The sequence below is a fragment of the Neobacillus terrisolis genome, assembly GCF_051233475.1.
Lineage (GTDB): Bacteria > Bacillota > Bacilli > Bacillales > Cytobacillaceae > Bacillus_BU.
This window is the reverse complement of sequence record NZ_JBKFGH010000022.1, coordinates 39,030-62,343: the sequence shown is the minus strand read 5'-3', so window position 1 is coordinate 62,343 and position 23,314 is coordinate 39,030. Positions and strand designations below refer to the sequence as shown.

Annotated in this window: 29 protein-coding genes; 19 read left to right on the top strand and 10 right to left on the bottom strand. The window is 36.1% G+C overall.

The annotated features are described in order from the left end of the window. Positions 1–10 precede the first annotated feature (10 nt). From ACI48O_RS14415 to arsA, 7 genes are all read left to right on the top strand, one after another. Complete coding sequence (locus tag ACI48O_RS14415) at positions 11–1,015, top strand: permease (RefSeq protein WP_435562525.1); 1,005 nt, start codon at positions 11–13, stop codon at positions 1,013–1,015. Positions 1,016–1,043: 28 nt separating this feature from the next. Beyond that, entirely contained in the window at positions 1,044–1,277 is a 234-nt protein-coding gene (locus ACI48O_RS14410; RefSeq protein WP_435562524.1) for a thioredoxin family protein, read from the top strand. 194 nt (positions 1,278–1,471) lie between these two features. Further along, entirely contained in the window at positions 1,472–1,819 is a 348-nt protein-coding gene (locus tag ACI48O_RS14405; protein WP_435562523.1) for an ArsR/SmtB family transcription factor, read from the top strand. 32 nt (positions 1,820–1,851) lie between these two features. Next, complete coding sequence (arsB, locus tag ACI48O_RS14400) at positions 1,852–2,907, top strand: ACR3 family arsenite efflux transporter (RefSeq protein WP_435562522.1); 1,056 nt, start codon at positions 1,852–1,854, stop codon at positions 2,905–2,907. 28 nt (positions 2,908–2,935) lie between these two features. Further along, positions 2,936–3,358, top strand: coding sequence for an arsenate reductase (thioredoxin) (gene arsC, locus ACI48O_RS14395; RefSeq protein ID WP_435562521.1), 423 nt, complete (start codon positions 2,936–2,938; stop codon positions 3,356–3,358). 94 nt (positions 3,359–3,452) lie between these two features. Then, positions 3,453–3,824 carry an arsenite efflux transporter metallochaperone ArsD gene (gene arsD, locus ACI48O_RS14390; protein ID WP_435562520.1) on the top strand — a complete coding sequence of 124 codons (372 nt, stop codon included), beginning with the start codon at positions 3,453–3,455 and terminating at the stop codon, positions 3,822–3,824. Positions 3,825–3,830: 6 nt separating this feature from the next. Beyond that, positions 3,831–5,612, top strand: a complete 1,782-nt coding sequence (arsA, locus tag ACI48O_RS14385; protein WP_435562519.1) for an arsenical pump-driving ATPase — start codon at positions 3,831–3,833, stop codon at positions 5,610–5,612. A gap of 460 nt (positions 5,613–6,072) precedes the next feature. Here arsA and ACI48O_RS14380 read toward each other — a convergent pair whose 3' ends face one another. Genes ACI48O_RS14380 through ACI48O_RS14365 form a run of 4 tightly spaced genes read right to left on the bottom strand, consistent with a single transcriptional unit; the run spans position 6,073 to position 8,424 of the window. Next, a complete protein-coding gene (locus ACI48O_RS14380) occupies positions 6,073–6,858 on the bottom strand; it encodes an arsenite methyltransferase (RefSeq protein ID WP_435562518.1) in 786 nt (261 codons plus the stop codon). 1 nt (position 6,859) lies between these two features. Then, positions 6,860–7,018 carry a hypothetical protein gene (locus ACI48O_RS14375; protein ID WP_435562517.1) on the bottom strand — a complete coding sequence of 53 codons (159 nt, stop codon included), beginning with the start codon at positions 7,016–7,018 and terminating at the stop codon, positions 6,860–6,862. A 56-nt stretch (positions 7,019–7,074) separates the two neighbouring features. Beyond that, complete coding sequence (locus ACI48O_RS14370) at positions 7,075–7,941, bottom strand: permease (RefSeq protein ID WP_435562516.1); 867 nt, start codon at positions 7,939–7,941, stop codon at positions 7,075–7,077. Between the two features lie 60 nt (positions 7,942–8,001). After that, positions 8,002–8,424 (bottom strand): MarR family winged helix-turn-helix transcriptional regulator, encoded by a 423-nt coding sequence (locus ACI48O_RS14365; protein ID WP_435562515.1) that lies wholly within the window; start codon positions 8,422–8,424, stop codon positions 8,002–8,004. A gap of 394 nt (positions 8,425–8,818) precedes the next feature. On the opposite strand from ACI48O_RS14365, the gene ACI48O_RS14360 reads away from it, so the two are divergent. The 6 genes from ACI48O_RS14360 to ACI48O_RS14335 all read left to right on the top strand — a co-directional run bounded on the left by ACI48O_RS14360 (position 8,819) and on the right by ACI48O_RS14335 (position 14,357). Continuing rightward, complete coding sequence (locus tag ACI48O_RS14360) at positions 8,819–10,090, top strand: cation:dicarboxylate symporter family transporter (RefSeq protein ID WP_435562514.1); 1,272 nt, start codon at positions 8,819–8,821, stop codon at positions 10,088–10,090. A gap of 115 nt (positions 10,091–10,205) precedes the next feature. Next, positions 10,206–11,432, top strand: coding sequence for a phospholipase D-like domain-containing protein (locus ACI48O_RS14355; RefSeq protein ID WP_435562513.1), 1,227 nt, complete (start codon positions 10,206–10,208; stop codon positions 11,430–11,432). A 225-nt stretch (positions 11,433–11,657) separates the two neighbouring features. Next, positions 11,658–12,047 (top strand): cupredoxin domain-containing protein, encoded by a 390-nt coding sequence (locus ACI48O_RS14350; protein WP_435562512.1) that lies wholly within the window; start codon positions 11,658–11,660, stop codon positions 12,045–12,047. Between the two features lie 120 nt (positions 12,048–12,167). Continuing rightward, on the top strand, positions 12,168–12,728 hold the full coding sequence (locus ACI48O_RS14345; protein WP_435562511.1) for a hypothetical protein: 561 nt from the start codon (positions 12,168–12,170) through the stop codon (positions 12,726–12,728). 263 nt (positions 12,729–12,991) lie between these two features. Further along, positions 12,992–13,783 (top strand): GNAT family N-acetyltransferase, encoded by a 792-nt coding sequence (locus ACI48O_RS14340; RefSeq protein ID WP_435562510.1) that lies wholly within the window; start codon positions 12,992–12,994, stop codon positions 13,781–13,783. A 112-nt stretch (positions 13,784–13,895) separates the two neighbouring features. Beyond that, positions 13,896–14,357 (top strand): hypothetical protein, encoded by a 462-nt coding sequence (locus ACI48O_RS14335; protein WP_435562509.1) that lies wholly within the window; start codon positions 13,896–13,898, stop codon positions 14,355–14,357. Positions 14,358–14,570: 213 nt separating this feature from the next. On the opposite strand, the gene ACI48O_RS14330 is transcribed toward ACI48O_RS14335, so the two are convergent. Together ACI48O_RS14330 and ACI48O_RS14325 are read right to left on the bottom strand one after the other, a co-directional pair. After that, a complete protein-coding gene (locus tag ACI48O_RS14330; RefSeq protein ID WP_435562508.1) occupies positions 14,571–15,902 on the bottom strand; it encodes a cytochrome b N-terminal domain-containing protein in 1,332 nt (443 codons plus the stop codon). Beyond that, positions 15,899–16,372: a QcrA and Rieske domain-containing protein gene (locus ACI48O_RS14325; protein ID WP_435562507.1), complete on the bottom strand. Its 474-nt coding sequence runs from the start codon at positions 16,370–16,372 to the stop codon at positions 15,899–15,901. Before ACI48O_RS14325 ends, ACI48O_RS14330 begins: the two co-directional genes overlap by 4 nt. Before the next feature lie 364 nt (positions 16,373–16,736). Between ACI48O_RS14325 and ACI48O_RS14320 the strand changes: the two genes are divergently transcribed. Beyond that, positions 16,737–17,633 (top strand): RCC1 domain-containing protein, encoded by an 897-nt coding sequence (locus tag ACI48O_RS14320; RefSeq protein ID WP_435562506.1) that lies wholly within the window; start codon positions 16,737–16,739, stop codon positions 17,631–17,633. 334 nt (positions 17,634–17,967) lie between these two features. Here ACI48O_RS14320 and ACI48O_RS14315 read toward each other — a convergent pair whose 3' ends face one another. The 4 genes from ACI48O_RS14315 to ACI48O_RS14300 all read right to left on the bottom strand — a co-directional run bounded on the left by ACI48O_RS14315 (position 17,968) and on the right by ACI48O_RS14300 (position 20,267). After that, positions 17,968–18,357, bottom strand: a complete 390-nt coding sequence (locus ACI48O_RS14315; RefSeq protein WP_435562505.1) for an SHOCT-like domain-containing protein — start codon at positions 18,355–18,357, stop codon at positions 17,968–17,970. Then, a complete protein-coding gene (locus tag ACI48O_RS14310; protein WP_435562504.1) occupies positions 18,358–18,729 on the bottom strand; it encodes a DUF2089 domain-containing protein in 372 nt (123 codons plus the stop codon). Positions 18,730–19,016: 287 nt separating this feature from the next. Then, positions 19,017–19,322 (bottom strand): monooxygenase, encoded by a 306-nt coding sequence (locus ACI48O_RS14305; RefSeq protein ID WP_435562503.1) that lies wholly within the window; start codon positions 19,320–19,322, stop codon positions 19,017–19,019. A 12-nt stretch (positions 19,323–19,334) separates the two neighbouring features. After that, positions 19,335–20,267, bottom strand: a complete 933-nt coding sequence (locus ACI48O_RS14300) for a DsbA family protein (RefSeq protein ID WP_435562502.1) — start codon at positions 20,265–20,267, stop codon at positions 19,335–19,337. A gap of 192 nt (positions 20,268–20,459) precedes the next feature. Between ACI48O_RS14300 and ACI48O_RS14295 the strand changes: the two genes are divergently transcribed. The 5 genes from ACI48O_RS14295 to ACI48O_RS14275 all read left to right on the top strand — a co-directional run bounded on the left by ACI48O_RS14295 (position 20,460) and on the right by ACI48O_RS14275 (position 23,296). Then, complete coding sequence (locus tag ACI48O_RS14295) at positions 20,460–21,029, top strand: TetR/AcrR family transcriptional regulator (protein ID WP_435562501.1); 570 nt, start codon at positions 20,460–20,462, stop codon at positions 21,027–21,029. Between the two features lie 57 nt (positions 21,030–21,086). Beyond that, on the top strand, positions 21,087–21,713 hold the full coding sequence (locus ACI48O_RS14290; RefSeq protein WP_435562644.1) for a class I SAM-dependent methyltransferase: 627 nt from the start codon (positions 21,087–21,089) through the stop codon (positions 21,711–21,713). A 26-nt stretch (positions 21,714–21,739) separates the two neighbouring features. Next, positions 21,740–21,889: a DUF4177 domain-containing protein gene (locus ACI48O_RS14285; protein WP_435562500.1), complete on the top strand. Its 150-nt coding sequence runs from the start codon at positions 21,740–21,742 to the stop codon at positions 21,887–21,889. A 613-nt stretch (positions 21,890–22,502) separates the two neighbouring features. Next, positions 22,503–22,799 carry a hypothetical protein gene (locus ACI48O_RS14280; RefSeq protein WP_435562499.1) on the top strand — a complete coding sequence of 99 codons (297 nt, stop codon included), beginning with the start codon at positions 22,503–22,505 and terminating at the stop codon, positions 22,797–22,799. A gap of 155 nt (positions 22,800–22,954) precedes the next feature. Continuing rightward, positions 22,955–23,296, top strand: coding sequence for a hypothetical protein (locus tag ACI48O_RS14275; RefSeq protein WP_435562498.1), 342 nt, complete (start codon positions 22,955–22,957; stop codon positions 23,294–23,296). Positions 23,297–23,314: the final 18 nt, after the last annotated feature.

Genomic DNA, 23,314 nt, shown 5'->3' with positions numbered 1-23,314 from the left:
CGGTGTTAAAATGAATATTTTTTCATGGTTAAACAATCAACTCCTTAAAATGGATTGGCTCAATGACCTTGTAACAATTCTTGTTAATAATGTATTTGGATTAGATGTAAAAAGTAGAGTTGGAGGCAGCATCCACTTCTTTATATATGATGTCGTAAAAATTTTTATTTTACTATCGGTGTTAATTTTTGTGATCTCCTATATTCAAAGCTACTTTCCACCTGAGAGAACGAGGAAAATTCTTGGTCGATTTAATGGGATTACAGCTAATATATTAAGCGCATTGCTAGGAACAGTAACACCGTTTTGCTCTTGTTCATCGATTCCATTGTTTATTGGTTTTACAAGCGCCGGCCTGCCAATTGGAACGACATTTTCATTTTTAATATCTTCACCATTAGTTGATTTGGCTTCAGTTATATTACTAGCCAGTATTTTCAACTGGAAGATTGCGATTGCCTATGTTGTCGTAGGTTTGATCCTAGCGGTTATCGGTGGAACCATTATAAGTAAACTAAAGCTTGAAAAATACGTTGAACCATTCGTGTTTAACAATAAAATGATTGATTCTGAACCAGAAGAGTTATCGATTCAGGATCGATTACAATTTTCTAAGGATCAAGTAGTTGATATCATAAAAAAAGTTTGGTTATACATTTTAATTGGTGTAGGAATTGGTGCAGCTATTCACAACTGGATTCCTGAATCAATTATTACTGCATTGCTTGGTTCAGATAAATGGTTCTCCGTTTTATTAGCGACCATTGTTGGGGTGCCAATGTATGCAGATATTTTTGGAACATTACCAATTGCTGAAGCTCTTGTGTTAAAAGGGGTAGGAATTGGCACTGCATTAGCATTTATGATGAGTGTTACCGCTCTTTCATTGCCATCAATGATTATGCTGAAAAAAGTTGTAAAAACAAAACTATTAGCAATATTTGTAGGGATTGTTGTTGTTGGAATCATTATTATTGGTTATATCTTCAATGCTTTTGGATACATGTTGTTGTAAATTTTATAAATATTGAGGAGTGTTCAAAATGATTATTAAAGTTTTAGGTTCAGGATGTAAGAATTGCCAGGTGTTAGCAAATAATGCTGAACTGGCAATTAAGGAACTTGGAAAAGAAGCGGAGATCATTAAAGTTACGGATTTTCAAGATATTATGTCTTACGGTGTGATGTCTACTCCAGCATTGGTCATTGACGAAAAATTGATTTCATCTGGAAAGGTGCTCAAACCGAAAGATATTATTGAGATTCTTAAGAAATAATTTTAAAAGGACTGATCAGATAGTATCAGTCCTTTTATATTTGTTAAGGTTATGTAAAAGAAAACGGTTAGCTCTTGCTATATATAAGTATCTAGTTATATACTTATTTTCGGATATCAAACGAGTTATTAAAGCTTCAGTCAATAAAAAACTACATATAAGCAAATAATTATATCGTGAACGGGGGTGTCGATATGGAGCGAACCATTATTGATTTAGAACGTATGTCTCAACTTTTCAAACTTCTTGGAGATAAAACTCGTTTAACGATGGTGGGGATTTTAAAACAACGAGAATGTTGTGTTTGCGAGTTTGTCGAAGTCTTTGAAACAAGTCAACCTTCAATCAGTCAACATTTACGAAAGTTAAAGGATGCGGGATTAGTAAAAGAGGAACGTAGAGGTCAGTGGATTTATTATTCACTTAATCCACAAAACGACTTGTATGAACTCCTTGATGATCTTTTGCGTCATGTTCCAGCACAAGATGAAAAAATCAATAAAATTATTCAGAGTAACCCAACAGAAAAATGTGGTTGCTAAAACAGAAAAAATAGTGAAAAGGGAGTGTTGAAATGAGTAATACAGAGAAAAAACGGTTAGGCTTCTTGGATCGATACCTTACCCTTTGGATTTTCTTAGCTATGGCTGTTGGAATTGGATTAGGTTTTATCACGCCAGGATTTGTGGATAGTCTAAACAGTATGCAGGTGGGAACTACCTCTATTCCGTTAGCGATTGGTTTAATTTTAATGATGTATCCGCCTCTTGCCAAAGTTCGTTATGAGGAAATGGGGCGTGTATTTAAGGATGTAAAAGTACTATTGTTGTCACTTGTGCAAAACTGGGTTATTGGTCCGGTATTAATGTTTTTGTTAGCCATCATTTTTTTACAAGATAAGCCAGAATATATGGTAGGACTGATCATGATTGGTTTGGCACGTTGTATTGCGATGGTCATCGTATGGAATGACCTTGCCAAGGGCGATACAGAATATGCAGCTGGACTGGTTGCCTTTAACTCCGTCTTCCAAATGTTATTCTTTTCCGTATATGCTTATGTTTTTGTAACCATTATTCCTGAATGGTTAGGAATTGAAGGTGCCATTGTCGATATTACGATGGCTGAAGTAGCAAAATCAGTTTTCATCTATTTGGGAATTCCGTTCATTTCTGGAATGATTACCCGCTTTACTTTGGTAAAAGCTAAGGGTAGACAGTGGTATGAAAAGGTCTTTATTCCTAAAATTAGTCCAATCACTCTAATCGCTTTACTGTTTACAATTGTTGTGATGTTTTCCTTAAAAGGAGAAACAATTGTTAGCCTTCCATTAGACGTAGTACGCATCGCTATTCCACTTCTTATTTATTTCGTGGTCATGTTTTTTGTCTCATTCTTTTTAGGAAAGAAAATTGGTGCAAATTATCCTGTTACAACAACATTAGCCTTTACTGCTGGAAGTAATAACTTTGAGTTAGCGATTGCTGTGGCGGTCGGAGTATTTGGCATTCATTCTGGTGCAGCGTTTGCAGCGGTCATTGGTCCTTTAGTTGAGGTGCCTGTAATGATAGCGTTAGTCAATGTTGCCTTATGGTTTAAACGAAAATATTTTTCTGAACATGCTGCTTAACAAAACTATACAAGGTGGAATTAATATTATGGAAAATAAAAAAATTATCTATTTCTTATGTACAGGAAACTCTTGCCGGAGCCAAATGGCAGAAGGTTGGGCAAAACAATATTTAAGTAGTGAGTGGGATGTAAAGAGTGCCGGTCTTGAAGCGCACGGATTAAATCCGAATGCTGTTAAAGCAATGAAAGAAATTGGGATTGATATTTCCAATCAAACTTCAGATGTCATTGATCCAGAAATTTTAAACAACGCAAGCCTTGTCGTTACTTTATGTGGTCATGCTGATGAGCATTGCCCAATGACTCCTCGTCAAGTGAAACGGGTTCATTGGGGCTTTGATGACCCTGCAAAAGCGGAGGGAACAGAAGAAGAAAAGTGGGCATTTTTCCAGCGTGTTCGTGATGAGATTGGTGACCGCATTAAACGTTTTGCCGAAACTGGAGAGTAAAATTAACATAATAGCCAAGGCTTCCTAAGCTCTTGGCTTTACCTTTAATCTTTATATAAGTAAATACTTATTTAATATAAGGAGAGTGTTTTCCGTGAGTAAAGTAGAAATTTTTGACCCTGCAATGTGTTGTCCTACTGGTGTTTGTGGACCTAGTGTGGATCCCGAATTAACGAGATTGGCTTCCGCACTATTTTTATTAGAGAAAAAGGGTTTTGACATTAAACGGTATAACCTTGCAAATGAACCAGCAATATTTGTTGAAAATAAAAAAATCAATCAACTTCTACATGAAAAAGGAGCAGAGTCGTTGCCTGTCACCTTAGTGGATGGAGAAATCGTAAAAATCAGTATTTACCCAACCAATGAAGAACTTGGAGAATGGTTTGGTGTAAAAGCTGAGGATCTAAGTGTTAAACCAAAGGCCAATCTAAATATTCAACTTAATCCAATGAGAGAGCAGTGAAAAATCATGTTTCAAACTTTTGATACAAAAATGATCGTAAAGACAAAATTTTTATTTTTCACTGGAAAAGGTGGGGTAGGAAAGACATCAACTGCCTGTGCAACGGCTGTATCATTGGCAGATGCAGGAAAGAAGGTTTTGCTCGTTAGCACAGATCCTGCTTCAAATTTGCAAGATGTATTAGAAATTGAATTAACAAATGAGTCAACATCCATTCCAAATATACAAAATCTGTTTGCATGTAATCTTGATCCAGATGAAGCGGCAAGAGCCTATAGAGAAAAGGTAATTGGGCCATACCGTGGGAAACTTCCTGATGCCATTGTAGCGAATATGGAGGAGCAATTATCTGGGGCATGTACGGTTGAAATTGCGGCATTCGATGAATTTACATACTTACTTTCAGATCCATCCATTGTTGAGGCATACGATCATATCATCTTTGATACAGCTCCAACTGGTCACACGCTACGTCTCCTCCAGCTCCCAACGGCATGGAGTGGATTTTTGGAAGAAAGCACCCACGGCGCATCTTGTTTAGGTCCTCTTTCAGGCTTAACGGAGAAAAAAGAGACCTATTCAAAAACGATGGATGCGTTATCTGATTCAACAAAAACAACCTTGATACTTGTTGCTAGACCAGATGAATCATCTTTATTTGAGGCAAATCGTGCTTCAAAAGAATTAAAGGAAATAGGCATTATAAATCAACTGTTAGTCATTAATGGTGTCATGCAGTCTTATTTATCTGAGGATGAAATCTCTTCAGCTTTATATCATCGTCAAAGAAATGCATTGAAAAATATCCCAAACGATTTAAAACAGGTCATTACTTACTCTTTGCCATATGTAGCTTACTCCTTAACTGGCGTTGAAAATTTACGTCATTTATTTAAACAATATACACTGCCTGCAAAACAATTAAAGATGGAAAAACTAGATATAAGATTACCGGGGTTAAATAAAGTGGTTCAGGATTTCTCGCAAAGAAAAACAAGGGTCATTTTAACAATGGGTAAAGGCGGAGTAGGGAAGACTACAATAGCAAGTGCAATTGCCATAGGATTGGCTCAGCAGGGACAAAACGTTCACTTAACAACCACTGACCCTGCTGCAAACTTAGAATTTGCATTTAAAAACAGCAAAGAAAATGATAAATTAACCATCAGCAGAATCAATCCAAAAGATGAAGTAGAAGCTTACAAACAGGAAGTATTATCAAAAGTAAGTGATGAATTAGATGAAGAAGCACTTGCCTATATACAAGAAGACTTAAACTCACCATGTACAGAAGAAATAGCCGTTTTCCGCGCTTTTGCCGATGTTGTTGGTAGAGCAAAAGATGAAATTGTTGTGATCGATACAGCACCAACCGGACACACGTTACTGTTGCTAGATGCTGCTCAGTCGTACCATAAAGAGTTAGCTAGGTCCACCGGGGAAGTTTCAGATAATGTAAAAAACCTCTTACCTCGATTAAGAAATCCTGAAGAAACAAGTGTTGTCATTGTAACTTTGGCTGAAGCAACCCCAGTTTTAGAAGCTAGTCGCCTGCAAGAAGATTTAAAGCGTGCTGAAATTGTTCCGAAATGGTGGGTCATAAACCAGAGTTTATATGCGACTGAAACAAATGATCCGGTATTAAAAGGAAGGGCGCAAGCGGAGGTTGGTTGGATTCAAAAAGTATCAGCTGAATTAGCAGAAAAAAGTGCAATTGTTCCTTTATCAAGTGGAGAGAACATTGGATATGCTCAGTTAAAAAAATTTATACAAGGTGGAAATGAATAATGGCTTATAATGGCTTATAATGAATTAATTAAAGTGCGTATTTTTCCTAAGTCATAAAGGAAATATGATTTTAAATAAAAAAACATCTAAAGGGGGATAAAACATTGATTATCACAGATCAAGCACGTGATGTGCTATTACAATTGTTCCAAGAACGCGATGCGAAAAACATTCGTGTTTATTTTGCAGGCTTTGGCTGAGGACAGCCACAAGTAGGACTGTCTCTGGATGAGCCAGATGTAGAAGATAAGGTAGTTACCATTAATGAAATAAAGGTCGCGATTGATTCAAACATTGAATCCTATACTGAAACACTAACTCTTGATTTTAATCAGGAATCAAAAGGATTGGTGTTATTGGGAAATGAAAGTAATTGTTGTTAGATTAAATTCCAACGATTTATGTTTGTGATTCTAATTTGTAATGAATAAACCGAAAACTCGCCAATTGGCGAGTTTTCTCATTTTACTGCTTCAATTATATATGAGGCAACAAAATCTTCGATGCTTTTTTCAGGTGTCCAATTTTGGATTATCTCTTTACTGTTATCCTTTAAAGTCATTCGGATGTCATCAAAACCCGCATCGCGAATGATTGCTTCGAGGTCTTCGATGTACTCAGCACCACCAATACAACCTGAAATCAATGACCTGTCTTGTTTAATATTTTCCGGTAATTCTGCTGTTGCCACAACATCTGAAATGGATAATCTTCCTCCTGGCTTTAGTACTCGATAAGCCTCGTTAAAAACCTGCTGTTTATCTACAGAGAGATTAATGACACAATTAGATATAATCACATCAACTGAAGTGTCAGCTACCGGTAAGTGTTCAATTTCACCCAGCCTAAAATCAATATTACTATATCCACTTTTTGCTGCATTTTCCCTTGCTAATTTTACCATATCGGGAGTCATATCAACTCCGATTACATATCCGTTCTCTCCAACGTGCTCTCGAGCAAGAAAGCAGTCAAAACCCCCGCCGCTGCCGAGATCAAGAACTGTTTCTCCTTCTTTTAGGGAAGCAAACACTAATGGATTTCCGCAACCTAATCCCATATTAGATTGGAGTGGCACATTAAGCAGATTTTCCTTAGAGTATCCTAATTTTATTGATGTTGCTTCAACATCCATAGGCTCGCTACAATCACACCCACCACTGCAACAACTACTGTTGCCACCACTTACAGCAATTTCTGTGTAATTTTTACGGATATGTTCGCGGATTTCTTCCTTTTTTTCCATTTTAGTTGTTTTCCTTAGAGTCACTATTTTCGATTTTTACTTCACAGCACTTTCTCTTTTCTTCCTTAGAGTTTGCTTCATTTTTATCAACTTCCTGGATAGATATAGTGCAACAATCACTTTTTTTCCCAACAAGAATGTTTTTAAACGATTTAAGCATGTAAATTCCTCCTATTATTTAATATAAAAAATTATTATCCTTTTTGGTTTAAGGTTTTAAATAAGGTAAAAAATTGTGCCTGAAAGCGTAGACATTATAAACACGGATAATAAAAAGGCCCCTACTAAGCGTTTATGGAAAATGGAGTTTAGTAAAGTTACTTCCGGTAAACTTGCTCCGGTTGAACTAATCATAATTGCCATAACTGGACCTAAAGCCACCCCTTGTGCAACCATGATTTGCGCAATTGGAATCATGGTAGAGAGTCTAATATATAACGGAATTCCAATAATTGCGGCCACTGGGATTAACCACCATTGATTTCCACCTAAATATGTCGTTATAAATTCTGTTGGTACAACACCGTGGATTAAAGAACCAATTAGAGCACCAATAATAAGAAATGGATATACGGTCTTCATCAGACTAATCGTTTCATTCCAGGCATGTTTTAAATTAAAGCCTTTAACTTGCTGCTTACCTCCTGAAACAATGACATTTTTGACTGCGCTATTGAAACCTAGCGCTTCTAATGTGAATCCAATAATAATGGATAACATTGTCGTAAGTAAAGTATAGATGGCAGCTACCTTCCATCCCATTAGGGCACCCATTAGTGTCAAAATAGTTGGATCTAAAACAGGTGATGCAAATAAGAAAATCATGACATATCCAAATCGCATTTTCTTTTGCAACATACCAACAACGATTGGAATGGTTGAGCAAGAGCAAAAAGGCGTAATAAAAGCTAAAAGAATGGCAACTGAAGCTCCAACTATTTTATTAGAGTTGAACAGATACCTTTCCATTTTTTCATATGGTATTAATCCTTGAAGGAGACTAATAACAAATGAAATGATGAAGAAAAGAAGAGTCAATTCAAATGCAATCGATAAAAAACTTGTAAAAACTTCTTTCCACATATCGTTCCACCCTTCCTTTATTTGATTTTTGCAAGTATTGCTTTAAAATATTATCCTCCATTATCTTGGAGGACAACATTTGTTTTCTGATTTTCTCATGGTCTCTTCAAGTAAATATAAGGATCGAATAACCGTATCGCGTTCGAAATCGCTTAAATTCGACAAAATGGAGTTAAGGTAATTGTTCATCTCATTATTAATATTTTGCTCAGTTGCAGTTCCTTTAGGTGTTAAAGATAAAAGATTTACTCGGTTATCATTTGGATGGGGTGTCTTTTTCACTAAATCTCTTTCAACAAGAGTCTTTACTTGTCTGCTAAATGTAGTTATGTCCATACCTAATGCATTAGAGACGTCTTGCATTGAAGGCGAGGACTGTCTTGATATTTCATACAAAATGTGACTTTGAACAAGGCTTATATCATCTCCACAACAGTCTTCACAGCAACGCTCGTTAAGAAAGCCGAATCTTCGTACAATCATCTGCATTAACCCGCGCACGTTGTTATTTTCCATTTTTCTCACCTCTGATTTATTTATATACTATATATTTGCATTTTGCAACCTTTGTTATTTCTGAAATGCAAATATTTGTCTGCAATCACTATTGAAGCCGCGTTGATTGCGGAAAAATGCACCTAAGGAAAAATTAATGTTAGAACTATTTAAAAGCGCCAAACACTAGGATTCTAGTGCTCGGTGCTTTTTCTATTTTGTTGATCCCAACTACATAGTCAGGTGAAATTCAACATTTATCGCACATTTATATTTTGTCTCTGTAGTATTCTGTAGGTTTTTGTAGGTTTCATTTTAAACTAAGAATACTCACATATGTATAGGCGATAACAAAGGGCTACTTATTTAAGGAGGATTTTATATGAAGAAGTTTGGTCTTGCTTCGCAAATTTTTGTTGCACTTGTACTCGGTATTGTTCTTGGTGCTTTATTTCATGGTAATGAAACAGTCATGGCCATTATTACTCCAATTGGCGATATTTTTATTCGTTTAATTAAAATGATTGTGGTCCCGATTGTCATCGCTGCACTAGTAGTCTCAATAGCGGGAGTTGGCGATATTAAAAAGCTGGGGAAATTAGGTGGGAAAACCCTTCTTTATTTTGAGATTGTCACGACCCTTGCTATTGCGATTGGATTGCTGTCGGCAAACTTGTTCCATCCCGGCTCTGGTTTAGATACCAGTAATCTTGAAAAAAGTGATATTTCAAAATACGAGGCTACAACGAAAACAGCTGAAAGCCATGGCTTTGCGGAAACGATTGTTCATATTGTTCCGAAAAATATATTTGAATCCATGGCTCAAGGGGATTTGTTGCCAATCATTTTCTTTTCAGTGTTTTTTGGTTTAGGAATTGCGGCGATAGGGGAAAAAGGAAAACCCGTCATTGGATTTTTTGAAGGTGTATTGGATGCGATGTTTTGGGTAACAAATCAAGTGATGAAGTTCGCACCATATGGTGTGTTTGCACTGATTGGAGTGACTGTTGCTAAATTCGGGATCGCGTCATTAATCCCTTTAGGGAAATTAGTAGTAGCTGTGTATGTAACAATGTTATTTTTTGTGTTCGTTGTCCTTGGAACGATTGCCAAAATGTCTGGGACAAGTATTTTTGTACTAATTAAAGTGTTAAAAGACGAACTAATATTGGCTTTTACAACCGCAAGTTCAGAGGCTGTATTACCAAGGTTGATGGACAAAATGGAGAAGTTTGGTTGTCCGAAATCAATTACTTCTTTTGTTATTCCAACAGGTTATACGTTTAATTTAGATGGTTCATCGATTTATCAAGCACTAGCTTCACTTTTTGTTGCCCAAATGTATGGGATTAATCTATCTTTGACACATCAAATTACCTTGTTATTGGTACTAATGTTAACATCAAAAGGAATGGCTGGTGTTCCAGGTGCATCCTTCGTTGTTGTTTTAACAACACTTGGTTCTATGGGATTGCCAATAGAAGGTGTGGCATTTATCGCGGGTATTGATCGCGTTTTAGACATGGTACGAACAGCAGTGAATGTCTTGGGGAATTCATTAGCGACGATTGTCATGTCAAAGTGGGAAGGCGAATTTGACAAAGAAAAAGCAAATGATTACATTAATTCAACTAAGCAGGCTAAGGTTGCGTAATAAACTTTTAAATGGCGCTCAGAAATGGGTGCCATTTTTTTATTTATTAAATGTTTTTTGTCACAAAAACAAAAACTAACAGTCATGTAACGATAATATATAGAGGAGATTACATATGCTGAAAAAGATATTGAAAATCCTTCAAGTACTCCTATTTGTATTTATCAGCGCATGTTTTGTGTTGTTTGTATGGAGTAAAATTGACAGAACAACAGCCGAAAAAAAGAGGGTATTTGACCAGCAGCCCATCCAATACCCGATTCGTCAAAGTAATATTACGATGTATACGGACGGGAAACAGTTAATCAATCAATTATTTTCAGATATAAGGAAAGCAAAACATTACGTATATATCGACTTTTTCTCTATTGCAGATGATAAAGTAAGTCATCAGTTTTTAGATTTATTGAGGCAAAAAAGTCAGGAAGGTGTAGAAGTATATTATGCATTGGACAGGCTAGGTGGATTTTTACTTAAGAAAAAGGAAAGAGAATTATTGGTTAGAGAAGGAGTGCATTTTACGTATTACAATAAGCCTGCTTTTCCATATCTTTTTTCATCTTTGGATAAACGGAATCATCGTCGTATTTCAATTATTGATGGAAGGATTGGGTACATTGGCGGATTTAACATCGGTAAGAAGTATTTAGGAGAAAAAGCAAAACTCGGTCATTGGAGAGATTATCACCTTCAAATACGAGGAGAAGGAGTTCAAGATCTAAAACATCAATTCGAAATAGACTGGAAGAAAAACACTGAGCAACAGATTCCAATACACAGCGCGTCAAAGGAAAAGGGAGCAACCATGCATCGATTTACTGCATATTATAGCGGTGAAAAGCTTGGGCAAGATTATGCAAAGATGTTTCAACAGGCAAAAAAGTCCATCATTATAGTAACACCTTATTTTATACTAAATGACAGAACTATTTGGAACTCATTAGTGGATGCAACCAAAAGAGGAGTCCGTGTTAAAATTCTGTTCTCACCCCATTCGGATGCACTGTTAGTTAAAGAAGCAGCGAATCCATATATTCGAAAAGCACTAAAACTGGGAATAGAAGTATACAGATATAAAAAGGGAGTGTTACACGGAAAAGCATTCTTGATTGATGAAACCGTATTGATGGTTGGAACCGTAAATTTTGATTCGCGCTCGTTTCATTTAAATGAGGAAATGAACTGTTATATCCATGACCCGAGCTTTATTTCTAAAATCAAGCCGGTAATCAATAAAGACATCCAAAATTCAAAACGAGTAACATCCTCAGACGTCAATCAAATATCTATAAAAGAAAAAATAAAAGAAAAGGTTGCCAAAATGATGGAGTATTATTTGTAAAAACTACTTAAATCTTAATTGATGCTCCTCAATCTAGGCTCGTTCTTATTCCATTTAAGGGCACTATCCTAGAATGCATTATGGACATTTAGACAAGATAATATGTTTTCTTTTCACTGTTTCACATAAAAAAGTTTCTATTTGAAGGAGCGGTGGAACCAAATTTATAGTGATATTATTTTATCTGTTTGAAAAAAATAATGTTTAGGAAAGGAGGGATTGCGAATGTCTGTGAAAAAGTGGGTACCAAGATTGGTCGTTGCGCTGGCAATGGTTGTGGTTGTGACAACTCTAGGCACACTCGGCGTATTTGCCGAATCAAGTATTGTACCTCAGCCTAATGAGAGGGTGAATTCGATTGAGGTCGAGTTGAACGATGATTACTTTAATCCGAAAGTCATCACTATTCCAAACGGAACAACCACAACGCTGATATTGAAAAACAAAGGCAAGAAAGATCACACCTTCACAGTGGAAAAGCTCAGAATAGATGCCGAGGTTCAGCCAGGGAAAGTAAAAAACATTACCGTGACACCGAAACAGCCCGGTACATATGATCTTATATGTCGGTATCATTTCCGGGAAGGAATGGTTGGAAAGGTAATAGTCAAATAAAAAAAGCCTTCCTTTTTAATAGGCATAGGCAAATGTTTGGATTATTAATAATAGTTCCACCTCTAATAAATGGTAAATATAATGTATGGTTATAAACCATTTATAATGAGGTGGACCTGTGTGTATTTTTTAAAACCTATTTCTGAAGAAGTTCGCTTATCTCAAATATTATTCAAGAAACATAAAAGGATGTCGAAGCTTATTGCAGCGTCTATTTTTGCCTGTATTGCTTCTATTCTTCAGGCCGCTGGTGGATTTTTACCTGGTATAGGATTTTTTTTAAGTCCGTTTGCCACTGCACCTATTCTGTTATGTTCCATGTTTTCCATTCCGTTTGGAGTAATGTCCTACATTTTGACAATTATGTTGTTATTCATCCTACAGCCAACAGAACTAATTGTATTTCTGTTTACAACAGGTTTGTTAGGACTTGGCATAGGGTTATCTTTTTACTTTTTTAGTAACAGATTATGTATTATTGTTACCGGTGCAATTCTTTTAATGGTAGGAATTATGAGTTTGATTTTTATTTTTCACTTTCCAGTTTTAGGTCCAGTAGTCTCTGCTTCTTTTTCATTTATTAAAACAGGAAGTATCTTTTTATTTGCTTTCCTTTATAGCTGGTTATGGGTTGAAATAGCTTTAATCATTTTTAAAAGATTAAAAATGATTATAATATAGTGATCTTTCATCCCTTGGTTTTTATTTCAATTCCTTAAATCCTGTAAGAGACTGATCAAATGAAAGCAGAATATTATAGATATGATTTATAGTACTATTTAAAAAATCTGTATATACAAGAACAAGCCCAAATTCAAAAGTAGCACTTGTTTCAATATTTTGTAAATAAATCAAATGTTACTATCAAAGGAAGAAAGTTAAAATAAATTTAACAAGTTGGTGAAGCAAAAGGGACCTATTAAACTGAAGGGGGAGAGACTAAAATGATTAGAAGACTTAATGAGAATGATCAAGAGATTTGTTTTAAATTGATAAAAACTATGCCAGCTGAAAATTTATTTATTATTGGGGACATTGAAGCATATGGGTTCGATCAAGAATTTCAGAAAGTTTGGGGAGAATTTAACGAAAGTGGAGACCTAGTGGCTATTTTGTTAAAATTTGAGGAAAACTATATTCCATTTGCTGCAGAATCCTTTAATGCTAAGGGATTCGCAGAAATTATTTCTAATGATCCTGATTTTAAAATGATGTCCGGATTAAAGGAATTTACAGAACAAATTGCACCGTTCCTGAAACAAGAGCTTAAGAGGAAGAGGCAATCCTTTTATGCTAAATGCACAAAACTAAATAGTAATATAAATAATATAGAACTTAAAAATGTACAAAAAGCACTTCCTAAAGATGCAGAAGCCCTTGTTGAATTGATAAACTCAATTCCTGAGTTTGAATCAACCCTTACAGTAGAAAGAAAACATCGTGAATTGAAGAATGGGACTTCCCGTTCATTTTTTATTTTAGAAGAAGGAAAAATGGTATCAACAGCATCAACAGCAGCAGAAAATTCTATGTCCGCTATGGTTGTAGCTGTAGCTACATTAGAAAACTATAAGAAAAGGGGCTATGCAACCAAATGTATGCTCAAGCTTTGTAATGAACTGTTACTCGAAGGGAAAGATCTCTGTTTGTTCTATGATAATCCTAAAGCTGGAGCAATCTATAAACGAATCGGATTTGAAGATATAGGATACTGGATGATGTATACATATAAATAAAGGTCTGTGCCATTTGTTAAATATAAAATTTCTTATCTGAGCATTAAATAAGCGATGCAATAAAAAATATTATTTAGGCAACCCTAATCGTAAAGAGTATGGGGTGAATGCTATGAAGAAAATAATATTAATGTTAGTAATGGTATTCTTCTTTATTGTTGGCGATGCATCTGCTTCTGAATTTATAGAGACAGGAAAAGAAGTAGAGGTAAAAGACCAAGCAGCAAAAATGTATATATATGAATCTTTGGAAACTTGGATGACCCATGATGTATCAGATTTTTATCATAAAAAATACAAGGCAGAATCAATTCAGTGGGATGGTCCTAAACCTGAAAAAATTCGTATCTGGATAAAAGAGGTTAAACCAGGTTTCGGTGATAGAACATATACCCATGTCATAAGAGTTTTCTTGCCTTATGAAAATGTAATTATTAATGAGACAAAGCAAATAAAAGCGGCAGATACATTTATTTATGCAGTTAATGCAAATCTGCTATCACTTTGTCCTGAATCAGGAAAATCAGAAAAGGAAATTAAATTAATCAATACTTTCCATAAGGTTAGCCCTTAAATGTCTAAGGTCACGACTTGAGACATGTAAGGTGAGGGATTATTTTTTAAACGTTCAACAATCTTCGGTAAAGAAACAGTGCCCATACTTCGAAAAAAACAGGTTGGTCGAATAACTCCAATTGAGAAACGGAGTCATTCAACCAACCTAAACAATGGGTAATACATTTATAAGCAAAAATTATTACAATTTATCATGAATGTTATTTAGACTTTAATTATTCTCCGCCCCATCCTGAATCCAGTTTTTTATAGTCTGAATCGTATCGTCACTCAAAGGTTGTCCCGGAGGCATTGGGAATTTAGCTTTTCCTGTAATACTATCAAATAGCAGGCTTTCATCAGGATTTCCTGGAGTTACTTCCTTCAAAATGCCAGAATAGCTCTTGTAATTAGGGTGACATTGGTTGCAATAATTCTGGAAAATAGGTTCAATGTCTTTTTGAAAACTTGGATGAGCCACTACTCCCTTCGTTTCCAAAACCTTAGGTCCAGAGCTCATACCTTGATAGGTTAGGATACCTAGCCCTATCACTAACACTGCAGCCACACCCAGTGCAATCGGTCTTTTCTTAGGTGTACGACTCGGATTACGATCAATCCAAGGCAAGAATAATAACACAAGAATCCCTATCACAGGTAGTCCCACCATCGCTAGGACATCCCACTCCCCAGGAAAATACTTCAGAAGTTGATACACACCCATGAAATACCAGGCTGGCTTAGGGGTATAGTTTTCCATGTTTAATGGATCTGCTGGCTCGCCCAACTCCTTGGGGAAATTACCAGCTAGGATGAAAAGGGTAACTGCAATTATTAAAATAAAAGAAGCCATCCGAAAAGCTTCATTTGGATAAAAAGGACGTGACTTTTTGGTTATATCTTCGCCCCTCTGTTTTGCTTTAGTAAGTTCGTCTGTAGAAGTCATCCCTTGACGAAGAACAAAAAAGATATGAGGCAAAAAGCCTAATAAGATAATCCCAGGAAGAACAAGTATATGTATTGCGTAGAACCGGGTCAGTGTCGCTCCCGTTACGTTTACGCCATCCCGCAAAATCTGTACGAGATAATCCCCGATCACTGGGACATAACCTGCCATTGCCGTACCTACAGTCGTGGCCCAATATCCCTCTTGATCCCAAGGTAAAAGATAACCTGTAAATCCTAATGCAACAGTTCCCAGAAACAGAATAATTCCTGAAACCCAGGTTAACTCACGAGGGTATTTATAAGCACCTACGTAGAATACACGGAGCAAATGTATAACAACTAAAACAATCATGAAATCTGCTCCCCAAGCATGCAAGGAGCGAACAAAATTCTCAGCACCTGAAGCTTCTATAGCCTTGACACTGCTGTATGCTTCATTAGCTGAAGGTATGTATACTGTAGCCAATAAAATTCCCGTTAATGCTTCATTAATAAAAGCAAATAAAGTGGCAAAGCCTAAATAGTCTAAATAATTACTTCGTTTAGGAGCAGGGTGATTAAACATAGAATCTAGTAGTTCCTGAACCCTTAATCGTTCTTCAAGCCATTTTCTCAAACCAACATTCCCCCTACTCTGACAGATTCCCCTTGAACTTCAATAACCCGGCGTTGTAAAGGTTTTGGAATTGGTCCAAAGAGAACATTTCCTTTAAGATCAAATGCTCCACCATGGCAAGGACATATAAATGTTTTCGATGCCTCGTCGTAATTGACCGCGCACTGTAAATGGGTGCAGAGAAATTCTAGAGCAAGCCATCCATCCTTTCCCATGTTGAGTACGTAGATACCTTCCTCGACGGTACTTCCTCGATAAGTAATGAATTTAGGGACACCTTCCTCAAAATCGGACACTTTCCCTACTTCCTTTAGCGTCTCTGCATTGGCTACTGGTGGTTCTAGAAACTTCCCAGCCGCACCAATATAACCCAGTGCAATTGCAGTTCCAGCTGCACCTATACCAATATTTAAAAAACGTCGACGCGACATTCCCGATTCTGTTTTCTCATCCATTGGTTTCTTTCCCATAGATTTCAACCTCTCGTCAGTTTAGTTTGGACTATCGCCATTATAAACACCAAGATTATTAGGACGACAATGATAATATCAACAAGCGATAAATTGGCCATGAATATTTTTCACGGCTAACCAGTCGGGTTGGGGGATACCAACTGATTATTAATAATAATATACCTCTTGTATTTAACATCACATGCAGAGTAACATTGTACGGAAAGGCTTACAATAGCCTTGTTTTGTGTTTCACATAGTTGTCGGATTTATTTTTTTTAAAAGACATTTAATTGACAATAAAAGATGACATACTCACCTAGGGGAGATAAAGTAAAATCAGCTGTTTTATCGAATAAAATTGAGTAGAGGGAGGTAAAACATGAATTACATTTCACCGAAAGAAGTTGCTTTAAAGGTGAAACGGTTGCCTAAAGATACCATAGCGTTGGGGTGTCGTCATACCGTTGGTCTTAAATCGGACGGCACGGTAACGGCTGTGGGTGATAATAAATATGGCCAATGTGATGTAAGCGGCTGGCGCGATATTGTGGCGGTAGCAGCGGGTAATGTTCATATGGCGACGAACACGGGTAATGCCCATACAATTGGTCTTAAATCAGATGGCACAGTGGTGGCTGTGGGGTGGAATAATGAAGGGCAATGCGATGTAAGCGACTGGCGTGATATCGTGGTGGTAGCGGCGGGGTGGCGACGTACCATCGGTCTTAAATCGGATAGCACGGTGGTGGCTGTGGGTCGAAATAAAGAAGGGCAATGCGATGTTAGCAGTTGGCGTGATATTGTGGCGATAGCTTCGGGTGACTGGCATACCGTCGCTCTTAAATCGGACGGCACGGTGACGATTGTGGGGAATAATCGATACGGCCAATGCAATGTAAGCAGTTGGCGCGACATAGTGGCGGTAGCGGCGGGTTACCTTCATACCGTTGGTCTTAAATCGGACGGCACGGTGGGGGCTGTGGGTTTGAATAAGCATGACCAATGCAGTATAAGCGGCTGGCGCGATATTGTGGCGATAGCGTCGGGTAGTTATCATACCATCGGCCTTAAATCGGACGGCACGGTGGTTGCTGTGGGTTTGAATAAGCATGGTCAATGCAATGTAAGTGGCTGGCGTGATATTGTGGCGATAGCAGGGGGCTGTGCTCATACTCTCGGCCTTAAATCGGACGGCATAGTAGTTGCTGTGGGTGATAATGAATACGGCCAATGTGATATAAGCGGCTGGCATGGCATCCAACTGCCAGTCAATTAGTTTGAACCTTACCAAGGGCAGAGAAAAAAGCACAATTCCATTGTTCCGAGGAATTGTGCTTTATAACCTAATAGAAACTTCTGTTCCGTCGTTAAGGATTGTTTCAACCAGCAGAATACCTCTTTGCTCGGAAAGTTCCCTTAACAAAGGCTTCAAATCATGCCTGCTTATATAAGGAATTTGAAAATTCTTCTTTGTCTTTTTTTCAATTGAACGATTTACAAGTACCAGAATTCGCCTTGAAGTGAGGGTCCCGATGAGTAGATATAAAATAGAATACGGGATTGGTATAAAAAATCGTCTGTTTTTTACTTTTATTTTTATCTTTATCATTTTACTCAATTACCACTAACACTTTATCACCATTTGCCGAGGTGATATCCACAATTGGTCCGTCCAATTCATTTTCAATCGCTTCAATTAAAAGTTCAACGTCGATATCCTTCACATATTTTTCTGCTTCGGGAATTCTTTCAGCAATGCTCACCCCAACCTTTAAAACAGCTTTTACGAGTCTAATTGGCAGATTAACATTTACATTGTCACCAATTTCTGAAGTAACACGGATTTTTAGCATTTTGTCCAAGTAGCTAGTTAAGGTCTGTTTATTCTGTTCACTCTGCTTACCCTTGCCTTGCAGTACATCGATCAATTCAGCTGCCTTATCTTTGTCCAACTTTCCCTCTTCAACCATGGTTAATACTCTAGAGATTTCGTCGTTCATTTAGGATTCCTCCCCATTTATTATCGAGATAGCTTCTTCGGCAGTTATTTCGCCTTTTTCCAACATTAAAATGACTTTTTTTCGATCAATTTCAACCTTCTTAGGGGTGGAATATCCGAGAGTAGAGATAATGTCATCTAATTTCCCTCGGACGGTGGGATAAGATACTCCAAGTTCTTTTTCAACTTCCTTAATATTTCCACGGCATTTTAGAAAAATCTCAATAAAATTAAGCTGTTCCTTGTTGAGACTCGCAAAATGCGAGAGCTCAAATTCATTTTCGATCGTCGTGTGGCAGTGCGTACAATGCAGCTTTGTAATTTTTAATTGTTTACTACAAACGGGACACATTGAAATAAGAGGATAAGCCATAATTACCTCCTTCATTATTTATAATCCAATCATACATCAGTTGATTTAAAAATCAAATAGATAAATCAATAAAATTAAAAATAAAATAAGTTATTATTAATATATTTAATTTAAACTTTAAAAATATTGATTTTGATTAGGGGTTTCTACGAACGAGGCTTTGACGAGAACTTGGTTGGAAATTTGCGATATAACGCTTAAAATAAGGGTTGTTGAATGAGTCAGGGTTCCTATTGGTAAATAATGGGTGCGCAAAAGAACCGTCCCCATGATTACAGTTTTTTTATTTATTTGACTGGACCTTTATTAATCTCAGTAAGTTTAGAATTGATGAAAAAGATTTTTGCGTTTATATTGGTTATACCAAATCCAGCTAATCTTTTAGAATGCATATTTAAATACTTTTCAGCTGTTTCTTTTGTTTCGAAAATATAAATTCCACCTGATTCTTTTGTTTCAGGATTTTCTGTCCAGATTTTCCATTTGAAACCAACTTCTTCATTAATGCTTTTCGCTAGATCAGAAAACGCCTCAGCCATTTCATCCCCGAAAGGTCCATTCATTTTGAAATCAACTTGTAATAAGTATGCCATTGTCATTCTCCCTTATTTTGTATTAGTTGTATAATACATTTCTCCTAGAATTTCTTTCACTTGATAACGATTTGGTGAAAGTTCTTTGCCAATGAAGTTGTTAATCTCCGATTTTTCAACATCATACATCACTTCAATTTCTTTTGAAAACAGAAGTTTTTCTTTTTCTAGCAAATTAGAAAGGGATGGTGGTTGTTTTGGTTGCAGCTCTTCTACATTTAGAGCTTGCTTTAGTCCAGCAACATAGTTTTCTAAAGGGCGTGCACCAACAATTTTTACACCTTTATTTTCTTGGTTCACGATGATAATGGTTGGGAACCCTCGAACACCGAGGTTTGCGACAAGCTTAAAATCCTCATTTAATAACTGCTGTCCTATCGGTTGTTCAGCTTCATCTACAATTGCTTTTCCATCAAGTCCAAGATTATTTACAATGTCGATCAAAATGGTTTTTTCTGAAACATTATGATTAAATGCGAAAAGAGCTTCTCTTGAACGCCGTAAATATTCATAGGCTAATGCGTCATTTTGATTTTTTTGAATCACTTTAAATACACGTGAAGGAGGATAGGATGATTGAACGGGGTTATCAATCATGAGCGTCCCATCAATTGGCATGCGGGAATATTCACCAACTTCTCTCCAATGACCAGCAACGTCCGCAGGTTTATATATTCCGTTTGCAGGATCAATTGGTCCATCATGCCATTTTTCCAGCAGACCACCCATGACCGTATGAAAGTTGAAATAGTGGCTATACTGCTCGACAAAACGGCGAAGAACTGGTTCGAGTGCCCAGCAATGTGAGCATATAGGGTCTGTCACATAATATAAATCAACAGTTTTCTTTGGCTGATTGATATCAATGATCTTCATTTCTTCCTCTCCAACTACACCACAAACTCCTGTTTCTAAATCACATATCATTTTATTATTTTCATTCATATCAAAACACCACCTTAATGTTTGTTAAATGAAGTGCACCCATAAAGAGCAGCCCATTTAGATTTGATTTAATATTTGTTGTACAATTGCATTGTATTACTTAATGAAAAACACTAATACCGATAGTTTATTGGATTTATCGTATATACAACATATTTAAATAATTGTCTAAAAAGTTGGAGGGACTTTTGAATGACTCAAGAAAAAACGGACCCCCGAATTCTTCGGACACGTAAATTAATCATGGATTCTTTTATTGAACTTTCAAGAAAAAAAGAATTCAAGGATATTACCATTAAGGATATTACAACTGAGGCTATGGTCAACCGTGCGACGTTTTACTATCATTTCGACGATAAATTTGACTTATTAGAAAAAGTATTATCAGAGGTCCTGTTGATCAATTTGAATTCTGACAAGGTTGAGCAAAACGAACTAAATGAAGTAGTGATCGTAAGGATCTTTATAGCCATTACGAATTTTCAAAAATCCTTATCCAATCGTTGCCATAGGGGGTACGAAGACACGATAGCTCGCATTATAAGGGAACAACTGGAAATTATTTTTTACAAAATGTTGGTAAAAAGACGTTCAATAGATGAAGACCAAGCGCTAAAGAGAATAGCTGTCATGTTAAGTTGGGGAATCTACGGTGCATCTGTAGAATGGGGAAGAAATAGAGGGATACCACCGGAGGAATTTATCAAATCACTTGTCCCATTTATTATGTATGGAAATGATTTTGAGCCTATCAACCAATAGGAAAAACAAACACACACATAACGGAAACTTAAAATGATATATGAAGGAGCTAGAGCTATGACAGAATTCTGGGAATCAAGTTTTATAGAAAATCAAATGATGTGGGGATTTGAACCTTCAGATTCAGCAATCTTGACAAAAGACTTTTTCCTTGAAAAGAAAGTTAAGGATATATTGATCCCTGGTATGGGATATGGTAGAAACGCAAAGATTTTTATTGATAACGGAATAAATGTTACAGGAATTGAGATTTCAAAAACAGCGATTGATTTGGCAAGGGAAAATGGGCTTAATATGAGTATTTTTCATGGTTCAGTAACGGATATGCCTTTTGATAACAAACTTTATGACGGAATATTTTGTTATGCACTTATTCACTTATTAAATAATCGTGAGAGAGATAAGTTTATTAATGATTGCTATAATCAGTTAAAACCAAACGGATATATGATTTTTACTACTATTTCAAAAGAAGCCCCAATGTTCGGAAAGGGCAAACAACTGGGTAAAGACTATTTCGAGACAAAGGACGGGGTCAAAATGTTTTTTTATGATTCTGACTCGATCAAACAAGAATTTGGGAAATATGGACTAATAGAATTTTCAGAGATTAATGAGCCACATAAGAATATGGAAAATAAACCTCCATTTAAATTCATAATGGTAAAATGTCAAAAAGAATAATCATTACAGTTACATAAAAATAGTATTTGGATGAATATGAATATGTAGAGACTTCGTTAGGAGGATTTTATTCTGCTGAAGGCTGGAGATTGGTACAAGTCCTGCCAATGGAATATAATGGACATGGCAAACCAACGTTATATGAGATAATTTTTGAAAAACTAATTCGAGAATAGTTTTTTCATGACATATTATTTTTTCTATTTGAAAATTAATAGGGTTAATTTCAATTAAATGATCCTTCGTAATCTGGCGCATTTCTCAAACAAGAGATGCGCTTATTTTGTTATAAGCTAGATTGTGGAGGAACTCATTTATAAATTAAATGGATATTTATGTTGAAATTTATGGGACAGATTTTGAATAAATGGACTTATTCGGATCAGGATGTTTAAAAGGGAAATTCAAAATATTTACAAACAATAACAATGGATATGATTGGAAAGAGTCATATAATGGATTTGTAGGTGGAGGACTAATGATTATTCTGTTTCCATTGGGGGGACAAAATGAGAAAATATTTAGGAATGCCTGTATAGCTTACTAATTGTCGGTTTTATAACTATATCTATTCTCTTTGCTGTTTCCCATATGTAATTTATTCCTATTAGGTTACTAGGTCTAAGATGCGAACAAGAGCTGTCATTACGTCAGCTTTTTCTTTTTGTACTAACAGAACAGGGGTGAAGAAGCAGGTATATCTAGTTGAATCTAGAAATTGTTATTTTAAGGATGTGGATTTATTAGTCAGGTTAATTTTATAAAGCTAGAAAATGGAGGTTGTTTTAATTGGCTGATACAACAATGAAAAAAGTGAATCTATTGATTCCATTGTTTTTATTAGTTATCAATTTAATTTTCTCTGCCTTTTTAATTGAAGAGTTAATAGATGCATCTGAGCCGAATTACGGTGTAACTGGTTTATTTACACCTGTAATTGGTTTGATTTCCTTTATATACATAAGAAAGTTAGAAGGAAAAAAGAAAATTTTTTTGTTAATAGTTTTACAACTTTTTAATTGGATTTTTATTATTTTTCCTATAGCTGTTTTCTTTTATGGGATTATTATCATGGTTAATTATTAACTATCGGGTACATGAGTTAAGAAAAAGGGGGTGCTATGGCAGTTCCCTTTTCTTGTTCCACTAATGGGGCGTGCAAACTTTGTGAATTATTAATTTATGTTACATTGTGAGAACTTAAGTGTTGGATTAAATATAGAAAAAAAGAGGCGGGTAAAGTGGCGGAAATTAGAAGGGATAATTCAAAATGGTTCAAGTTTGTCGGCATAGGAATGGTACTTCTAGTGGTGGTCGGATTAATCGCATGGCAGTCGGTTGACAGATACAAGGAAGTTCAACAAATCGAGACGAAATTAGGTTTTGATATTATAGTGGTAGATAGACAGTCACACGATGCATGGTGGGCAGCAACGAGAACGTATCTTGTGAAACCATTAGAAGATGGTAAAGAAAGCAATATTGAATACCTATTTTATTTGAACAAAAAGAACAAGGTCGAACAATGGGCGAAGGTCAGAAATGGAAAGACAATCAAACAAAATATCACAGAAAAAGAGTAGAGTATGATTTAATGTCTT

Excerpts from the sequence above, each read along its gene's own strand:
- ACI48O_RS14340 (WP_435562510.1), top strand. The coding sequence starts at position 12,992 with ATGATTAGAAGACTTAATGAGAATGATCAAGAGATTTGTTTTAAATTG.
- arsA (WP_435562519.1), top strand. The coding sequence starts at position 3,831 with ATGTTTCAAACTTTTGATACAAAAATGATCGTAAAGACAAAATTTTTA.
- ACI48O_RS14325 (WP_435562507.1), bottom strand. The coding sequence starts at position 16,372 with ATGGGAAAGAAACCAATGGATGAGAAAACAGAATCGGGAATGTCGCGT.
- ACI48O_RS14290 (WP_435562644.1), top strand. The coding sequence starts at position 21,087 with ATGACAGAATTCTGGGAATCAAGTTTTATAGAAAATCAAATGATGTGG.
- ACI48O_RS14300 (WP_435562502.1), bottom strand. The coding sequence starts at position 20,267 with ATGAATGAAAATAATAAAATGATATGTGATTTAGAAACAGGAGTTTGT.
- ACI48O_RS14410 (WP_435562524.1), top strand. The coding sequence starts at position 1,044 with ATGATTATTAAAGTTTTAGGTTCAGGATGTAAGAATTGCCAGGTGTTA.
- ACI48O_RS14415 (WP_435562525.1), top strand. The coding sequence starts at position 11 with ATGAATATTTTTTCATGGTTAAACAATCAACTCCTTAAAATGGATTGG.
- ACI48O_RS14310 (WP_435562504.1), bottom strand. The coding sequence starts at position 18,729 with ATGGCTTATCCTCTTATTTCAATGTGTCCCGTTTGTAGTAAACAATTA.
- ACI48O_RS14405 (WP_435562523.1), top strand. The coding sequence starts at position 1,472 with ATGGAGCGAACCATTATTGATTTAGAACGTATGTCTCAACTTTTCAAA.
- ACI48O_RS14320 (WP_435562506.1), top strand. The coding sequence starts at position 16,737 with ATGAATTACATTTCACCGAAAGAAGTTGCTTTAAAGGTGAAACGGTTG.
- arsB (WP_435562522.1), top strand. The coding sequence starts at position 1,852 with ATGAGTAATACAGAGAAAAAACGGTTAGGCTTCTTGGATCGATACCTT.
- ACI48O_RS14365 (WP_435562515.1), bottom strand. The coding sequence starts at position 8,424 with ATGATTGTACGAAGATTCGGCTTTCTTAACGAGCGTTGCTGTGAAGAC.
- ACI48O_RS14380 (WP_435562518.1), bottom strand. The coding sequence starts at position 6,858 with ATGGAAAAAAAGGAAGAAATCCGCGAACATATCCGTAAAAATTACACA.
- arsC (WP_435562521.1), top strand. The coding sequence starts at position 2,936 with ATGGAAAATAAAAAAATTATCTATTTCTTATGTACAGGAAACTCTTGC.
- ACI48O_RS14355 (WP_435562513.1), top strand. The coding sequence starts at position 10,206 with ATGCTGAAAAAGATATTGAAAATCCTTCAAGTACTCCTATTTGTATTT.
- ACI48O_RS14370 (WP_435562516.1), bottom strand. The coding sequence starts at position 7,941 with ATGTGGAAAGAAGTTTTTACAAGTTTTTTATCGATTGCATTTGAATTG.
- ACI48O_RS14295 (WP_435562501.1), top strand. The coding sequence starts at position 20,460 with ATGACTCAAGAAAAAACGGACCCCCGAATTCTTCGGACACGTAAATTA.
- ACI48O_RS14335 (WP_435562509.1), top strand. The coding sequence starts at position 13,896 with ATGAAGAAAATAATATTAATGTTAGTAATGGTATTCTTCTTTATTGTT.
- ACI48O_RS14305 (WP_435562503.1), bottom strand. The coding sequence starts at position 19,322 with ATGGCATACTTATTACAAGTTGATTTCAAAATGAATGGACCTTTCGGG.
- ACI48O_RS14315 (WP_435562505.1), bottom strand. The coding sequence starts at position 18,357 with ATGAACGACGAAATCTCTAGAGTATTAACCATGGTTGAAGAGGGAAAG.
- ACI48O_RS14360 (WP_435562514.1), top strand. The coding sequence starts at position 8,819 with ATGAAGAAGTTTGGTCTTGCTTCGCAAATTTTTGTTGCACTTGTACTC.
- ACI48O_RS14350 (WP_435562512.1), top strand. The coding sequence starts at position 11,658 with ATGTCTGTGAAAAAGTGGGTACCAAGATTGGTCGTTGCGCTGGCAATG.
- ACI48O_RS14375 (WP_435562517.1), bottom strand. The coding sequence starts at position 7,018 with ATGCTTAAATCGTTTAAAAACATTCTTGTTGGGAAAAAAAGTGATTGT.